Annotated in this window: 3 protein-coding genes; all 3 read right to left on the bottom strand. The window is 32.0% G+C overall.

Annotation, left to right across the window (positions count from 1 at the left end):
- Positions 1–115: 115 nt before the first annotated feature.
- From B2U95_RS02445 to B2U95_RS02435, 3 genes are read right to left on the bottom strand one after another with little or no spacing between them, the layout of a single operon-like run.
- On the bottom strand, positions 116–4,786 hold the full coding sequence (locus tag B2U95_RS02445; protein WP_296312318.1) for a hypothetical protein: 4,671 nt from the start codon (positions 4,784–4,786) through the stop codon (positions 116–118).
- 16 nt (positions 4,787–4,802) lie between these two features.
- On the bottom strand, positions 4,803–7,166 hold the full coding sequence (locus tag B2U95_RS02440; protein WP_296312314.1) for a hypothetical protein: 2,364 nt from the start codon (positions 7,164–7,166) through the stop codon (positions 4,803–4,805).
- Position 7,167: 1 nt separating this feature from the next.
- Entirely contained in the window at positions 7,168–7,749 is a 582-nt protein-coding gene (locus B2U95_RS02435) for a hypothetical protein (RefSeq protein ID WP_296312309.1), read from the bottom strand.
- Positions 7,750–7,869: the final 120 nt, after the last annotated feature.

Below are 7,869 nucleotides of genomic sequence, written 5' to 3'. Positions count from 1 at the left end.
ATTAACTCATACCTTGCTATTTGACACCCTTCTTCACTAGGATATATAAATCCATTGTACTTAACTGATGGAGCGTTAGGCATAGAAAATAACACTAACATAAACCAAACTTTTATCATTGCTGTAAACGATTCATTTGAGCCTCTAATCCTGCTTCTACAGGATTTTTTGTGTATGCATCACTAAATGTTTCTTTACTAATACTATCAGTTCCTTCTGGAAATAAAGTTTGATACTGCTCTTGTTGAGACATATCTACATCTCTACTTTCTAAAAATGTTGCAGGTGCTTTTATTGCTGCCCCTATAGTTCTTTTTACATCACCTACATTAGCATCACTAAAAGGGATTCCCATCCAATTTAATAAACTATCTCCGGGAGCAGACATTTTTTCTGATTCGGGTTCAATGATAGCTGTTTCAATATAAGCGGCAGTTAAAACTCTACTAAAATTTTTATCAATTTTACTGTCTATAGCACCACGTTCTATTATCTCATTTATAACTCTAGCGGCATCTTTACTCTTTAACATTTCTTTTATAAAATCGCCTTTGCCTTTATTCATAATACGCAAAGTTACTTCTGATGCAACAAATCTAACTCCAATAACTCCTCTAGCTACACCATAAATTCTACTTAATATAGCAGGCATAGTTAATCCACCGGGATACATCATACTTATTTCACTGTCGGATAGTTTAAGCATGTCCCGTTGAATAATAGAAAATAATTCGGTAGATGATTTTAAGAAACCTAAGTGTTCTTCATCTAAAATATTTAAAAGAGAAGGTTCGTTTGTATCTAAAAATTCTTTAAAGCCTGCAAAATCAAAATTTGATGCTTGCTTTGATTCACCTTTTACTATTGATACACCACCTACTTTACTTGCGTATTTCATTGTTATATAATCACCAACCATGTTGGCTACTTGTGTCTTAAATTCTTTAGTATTTTTAAATACTCCTTGTTGTACAAGTACTTCGCCTAATAAATTTAGTTCAAGTCCAGTCTGGGTTGCTCCTCCTTTACCAATAAAATTTTCAACAAAAGATTCTGTATTATTTAATCCTTTATTTAGTTTTCCTACTTGGTCTAATATAGCCCTCTCTGCTTGTGAGTTTCTTTTTTTTATTATAGCCCCTTGTGTACTAGCTTTGGATACTAGGTCATTTTTTAGAGTATTCATTTTTTTCTCTAATGGTTTATTTTTAGCAAGAGCTTCTATTAAACCTTTTTCATTATTAACTAATTTATCAACATTGTATAACTGTATTTTTCCTCCTCCTTTAACATCAAAAGATAGCTTGTCAGCCATTCTATATAAATCGTGAAAAGTATTTACAGCTTGACCAGATTTGTCTGTTATTTCTCCATCTAAAATTCTGTAGGTTCCATTTAAAAACTTAGCAGAATTTTTTTGTATTTCTTTTGCAATTGAATCATCAATTAATCGGGTTGCGTAGGCTTGCCACATTAACCACCCTTCACTTCCGGGATTAATAACATATCCTTGACCTTGAACATAGTCACCAATGTTCATCGCTATTTGGTCACGAAATAACTCTGGATTTTTTTTAACTTTATTAAAATCTATCCATTTTGTAGGGTGTGTTTTAAATGTTTTTCCACTAGGCGTGTATGGCCCAAGTGTAAATTCTTTACCTAGTTGTGAATAGGCTATCCAGTTTGCACCAATCCTTGCTATGTCAGATTCTTTATCTAAGTATCTATTAGCGTAAGTATACTTATAAATTTCTCTAGCATCTTTTAATTCAGTGTTTAAATTAGGGTAAACATCTTTGTATTTTAATGCTAAGTCATCTATAAGCTGTTCTGAATTATCAAACAGATTAGCAAATGTTCCTGCCGCCGGGTCACCTTTTTTAGAAAGAGCAAATTCAACTCGTTGAAGACCTCCACGCAATTTATTTAACTCTTGAATATTAAATAATAATTCTACGCTTTTACCATCGGCAGTTTTTACACTTGAACGAAGCCACTCAAACATTGTCATATTGTCAATTGTACTTGGATTAACACCTAGCTGTTCAGCTAAAGCAAATCGTTTTTCTTTAAACCATTTATCGTACTCAAGTTTTTTTAAATTAGGTGATAAACTATCTAAGTAAGAAGGGGTTTTATCTAGAACATGCATTTTTCGTATTTGTCTTTCTGCTGCTTCATCAAATACTATTTTTAATTCTCTAAATTCTCGGGGGGCATTTTTATTTCCCTTCCAAAATACTTCAATAGAATTTAATACGTTTTCATCTTTACCATATACTTTCCAAAAATTTTCAAATAAATCAAACCCATCTACTTCAGCATTTTTGTATTTTTTATAGAGTTCTTTAAATGGTACGTTTGCTTGCTTGTAATGTAATCTCTCATTCATTACTAAAGACTTTGCTAGCCAATTAGACATCTGTTCTAAATTTCTAGACTCGGGTAAGGTAGATTTTTCTACATTTTTTATTGCTGAAGTTATCTGTGAGTTAATTACATCAACTCCTTCTCGGTAAAACATTATATCATCAACCATACCATCGTATTCTTTTCTATTAATCATTGTACTAAGAATAGGGTCGTTTTCTACAAACTTAAAAAAATTATCCATTCTATCTAAGTTTTGATATATTAATTCTGAATCATCCCACATAGGGTGACTTACATCTCCTATACTTTCAAAAAATCTTTTACTATCACTAAGTAATGTTTCAAATTCTTTTGTTGTATCTATTGTATTTTGATTAGCAAAATCGGATATAGCTTTTTGCATTGTTTTAAATTCTTCTTGTATTGGGCCACCTGCTGTACCTACATCACCCCTTATAGATTTATTTGATACGCTCTCTAAAGTTTCTTGTAAAGCTCCTAGCATATACTGGTGACGCTGTAAGCTTTGTAAAAATTCTGGATTAGCAACATCAAATAATGATGATACACTTGTATTAGAAACTTTTGCCGCATCCCTAGCCGCCATCATTGGCCCCATCATAGCAATTAATGCAAATTGTTCGTGGAGTATATGAACATTTTCTTCACCTATATTTTTTCCTAGCTTTTCAACTAACACATTATAGTTTTCTATATTAGCTTTAATATGTTTCATTACATCTGGGCCACCCTCGTTTAACTTATAAGCAAATTTTTCAAATTGATTATACTCTGCCCAACTTATTTCACGAAAAGCATTTGATTTTTTATCCCAAACTTTTGTACTACGCAAAATTTCTGGTTTTAATCGCATAACATCACCTTCAAAACCTAAAGCACCATTTCTAATTCCTTTAGAAAATATATCTAAAAATGAAGCTACACCATGATAGCCAGTTGTTCCTACTCCTACAACCCAATTACCGCCTAGTCCAGTTCCAAATCCACCTAACATTCCACCTAAAAACTCATACTGTTCACCTGCTACTTGAGCTAAAGATACAGCACCCGCTGCAAATCCTAATTCCATTGCCGCATCTTGTTTAAATAGATTAGGTATACCTTTAAAAGAATAACTAAGTTGTTTAAATTTTAAATCTCTAGCTTTATCGTGTAATCGAATTAATGCTTGTTTATCTATCTTTCCATTGTCAAAATTTATTATACCTTTTTGATAATTTGTATTTGCTTCCATAATATCATCGGCTATATTTTTAGACTTTTCTATAAATTCTTTTGAAGTACGAATTTGAATACCGGTTTGTACTTGTGATTTATTAAAAAATCTAGTAAACCAATTTGATTGTGTAGCATTAGCAGTATCCATAGCAGGATACTTTTCTTTTATAAAAGTATTAACTAAATCATCTTCGGACATACCATCTTTATAGGCTTTAGTTTTTTTAAATGTTTTAGCCCAAGCCGCAAATCCTGCGTATTTTGTTATAGCATTTTTATACATACTAAAACTAAGAACTCCCGCTATAGGAGCAAAGTCTACTACATACCCAGTAGTTTTAGTTGCAAAACCACCTGCATCTTTTTTTAATTCTTCTAAAACAGTTAAAGGTACTTCAACACCTATTTGTTTTCGTATTCTATTTTGCCACCACTCTGTCGATGTAGGTATTTTATCACCAGAAAACATTTCAAGCTGTGCTTGTTCTTGTCCTCTCATGATATCTAACTCTTCTAAACTTTTATTTTTTACCCATCCATACTGCCAACTTAATTCATCTTCATTTCCTTCTATAGCTGTGTTAATAGCATCTAGTCGTTGTTTGCTATTTTTCATAGCATTACCTGTTATAAGATTAGGTAAACTGGCAACATAATTATCATACAAACCATCAAGCATACTAAACATACCTATTGTTTTATCCGCATCTGAAACAGCACCTGTCTCTCTATCAAAAGGTAAAGCAAAATTGCTATCAATTAATTTTTGTACAGTACTTTGTTTAATTCCGTTTTTTCGTAGAACTTGTACTTGGTTGTTGTTAAATTTATTAACATATTTTGGCTCTCCAAATATAGCTATCTCACCTCTTGTTTTTTCAGCTACTTGACTAGTATATATTTCACCAATATCTTCTAAACTTTCTACGTTTTCAAAAGGGTCTGCTGCTACCTCTTTAGGAACACTAAGTTCTAAATGTTTTTGAAATAAATCTTCTTTAAACTCATCTTGTAAGTTTGGGTCATTTAAATAAACTTTTTGACCATCTTTTCCATAAGGGTAGATAGCAGAGCCTCCATCAAAAGCACTTTTACGAAAGGCATCTCCCTCTAGTATATTAGGGTTAGGATTTTCTAGTAGTTCGTTTGTCTGTTCTTCTACAGTAGCCATTTAATTATCCTTATTATTATGGTAATTTGTCGGGGTTAATTCCTTGAGTTTCTTTCCAAACATCTTTAACTATTATTTCATTTCCTGCATCAGCATTTAATGTTTCACTAAAGTATTCTCTGTAAGTATCAAATATTTCATTTTCAAACTCTAGGTAAGAATCCTTTGATATACCGCTTGCAAAATTACGATAATAGTTTTCTACATCTTCATATCGCATAGGCATTTTTGTACCATTTGTATATGATACATAAACAACAGATTTATTGTCTACTTTTTCCATTCTAGGGTAACCCATTTCTGATTTACCTAGATAAGCATTACCTTGAAAATAATCATCTTTTTTACTTCCAACTTCAGCATCTGTACCAGAGTAGCCATTTAATTGTTTAGTTAATTGCTTATATGTTTGTATGCCATCATAATTAATTAATCTTTCATACTTAACCGCTGCTTGCATATTTTGTATTGCATTAATGTTATCTAAATCTGTTTTATATTGTGCAATTATACTGGGTAAACGTACTGTTTTAAATATTGCTTCTAATGCCGATTTATTTAATCCTTTAGAAGTAAACAAACCATTGTACATTGATTTTTCCATGATTTGATAATCCGTATCAGATATTGTTTTACCGCCTGTACCACCTTGTAAAATCATTGACACACTGTAATTTAATGAAGTAGCAAAAAATTTTCTTTGTGCTTCTATTTGTAAAGCAAAATCATCTTCTTGAAACAAAGAATCTATTACATTTTTTGTTTCGCCCTTGTACTTAAATGTACTTATTGCTTCTCGTGTTTTTGCAGTTAGTTTATTATCTACATATACTGATTGTAAAAAAGAATTAGCGTCTTTTGATGAAAGAGATTCACCAATTAAACCAATTTGAGATTGAAAACCCTCTATAAATATTGCTAAATCTAGCATACCACCTGTTAATGGTGAACCTCCACGTCTAGGGTCATAAGTAGTTAAAATATTATTCATAATATTTATAGCATTTATTCCTTGTGTAGCAGTACTTTTTATTTCTCCTATAGTTGTTGCCTCTCCCGATACAAGTCTTTTTTGTGCATCTTCTGCTCCCGTTTCACTGTCTAAAACAGAAACATAATTAGGGTCATTATCACCTATTAATGAAGGAAGAACACCTAAAGCTAAACTATCTAATCTTGCCTCGTGGTCTACTCCTTCAAAAAACATACTACCATTCTCTTGCATTACATAACCATCTTTTGTTCCATATGCTTCTGGGTTGCTGTTCCAAAAATTTAATAGTTTTACACCATCACTTGTAGCACCTGTCCTGTCATATGTATTTGCTAGTTTAGCCGCAAATAAATCAGTAGGTCTATTTTTTAAATTATAGATTACCTCCATATTTCTATTCATTGCATTATCACCCGTTGCTAGTTCGGGGTTATAGGTTGCAACTATTTGAGCCGCTGCAAAAACATCTTCTAAAGGCATATTTGGATATAATGTTTTTATATCATCTAATGGTAAAACATAATCATAAGTACCCTCTTCATCTGATTTCATTAGTACATCAGATATATTACTATAATTTTTTTTAACATCTTCATAAGCTAAAGACTTAATATAATTAGTAGAATTTTGATGAGCTTCATTTATTCCTAAAATTGCGGGGTATTTATCTGTATTAAATAAATTTTGAAAACTACCTTTACCATTTTTATTTGGTTTGATACGAGCAAATGCAAGATACTCACCATTTGTTTCATTTCTTTTAGCGTTACTAACACGATATTTACTAAAAAGATTTGTTGCGTAAGTTTGAAAACTAGCTAAAGAAGTATCATCCATAGCTAAAACTCTATCTTTAAATCCGGGAATACTTATTAAGCTGTTTAAATCTTCCATTTTTTTAGCATCCCATTCTGGGCCTACCTCTGGATTACCATCAGCAGACGGGTATTGATTTAATTTAAAAGAATTATTTCCAGTACCAAATACTTCATGCCCATTTAATTCAGATATTGCATTTGCCGCACTTGCTAGAGTATCTCCGTATTTTAATAAACTTTTATCATCTGCTAATTTTTGTAGTCTGTCTAAGTTTGCTTGAGTAACTTTTGATTCTTGTAAACCTATTGCATACTCATTTTGTTTAGCTAGTTTACCCATCTCAAAATTTCGTTCAGCTAAAGTATCATTAATATCTTGCTGATTTGCGGTGTTAGCTAAATTAAATTGGTAATCACGTTCTTCTGTTAATAGCTTTGATTCTTGGTCATTTTTTGCGTCTAACAAAATCTGGTCATACTCAGATTTACTTTCAGCTTTTTTTCTTTGGTTATAACGACTAACTAATCCTGTCCCAAAAGAAACTAATAAAGGTATTGCTCCGCCCATACTATATTTCCTCCCTAACTTGTTCTTGTTGTGGCATATTCATAAATCCTCCTTGAGATTCCTGTCCTTCTACTACTTTTGCGTTGTTACCTTTTCTATGCTCTTGTTCTGCCGCTATTTCTTGTAGCATCATTTTTAATTGTTCTGGATTTCTATCAGCCATCATACGCATAGTTGTTTCATCATCCATACCACTAGCCTCATCAATACTTGTATCTCCTGCAAAAATTTTAACAGGTATATCTGCTTCTAACGCCATATTAATTAGCACCATAGCAATAGGGGGTTTAATAATTTCTGCTATATCGGGTGTTATTACCCCACCAGTAAATCCGCCTAAAGCAATTGTATTAGTTATTTCTTCTACGCTCATTCCTGCAAACATTAATTTTTGAAATCGTGCTGAATTTGCAGGTTTATTAAGTTTATCAACAATAAAATCTACAGCATCATCGGGGTCTGAAAACATTGAAGGATTTTCGTAAGGTTTACTTTTTGGAGTATCAGTTAAAGAGTGACCCGGTACAGGTCTATTAAACCTACTTACTGTTTGTTCCTCTGTTAATGTTTTATTTTGTGCCATAATTTTCCTAATTTATATTTTACTTGATTCTAATTTAGTTCTTGGGCCGGAAGCTTGAGTAAAAGAAGTTGAAATTGCACCACCACTATTAATTCCCCCAGACCATATTGCTTTATAGTT

It is taken from the genome of Winogradskyella sp. UBA3174, assembly GCF_002364335.1.
Lineage (GTDB): Bacteria > Bacteroidota > Bacteroidia > Flavobacteriales > Flavobacteriaceae > Winogradskyella.
The sequence above is the reverse complement of the archived record's forward strand: the minus strand, read 5'-3'. Positions and strand labels throughout refer to the sequence as shown.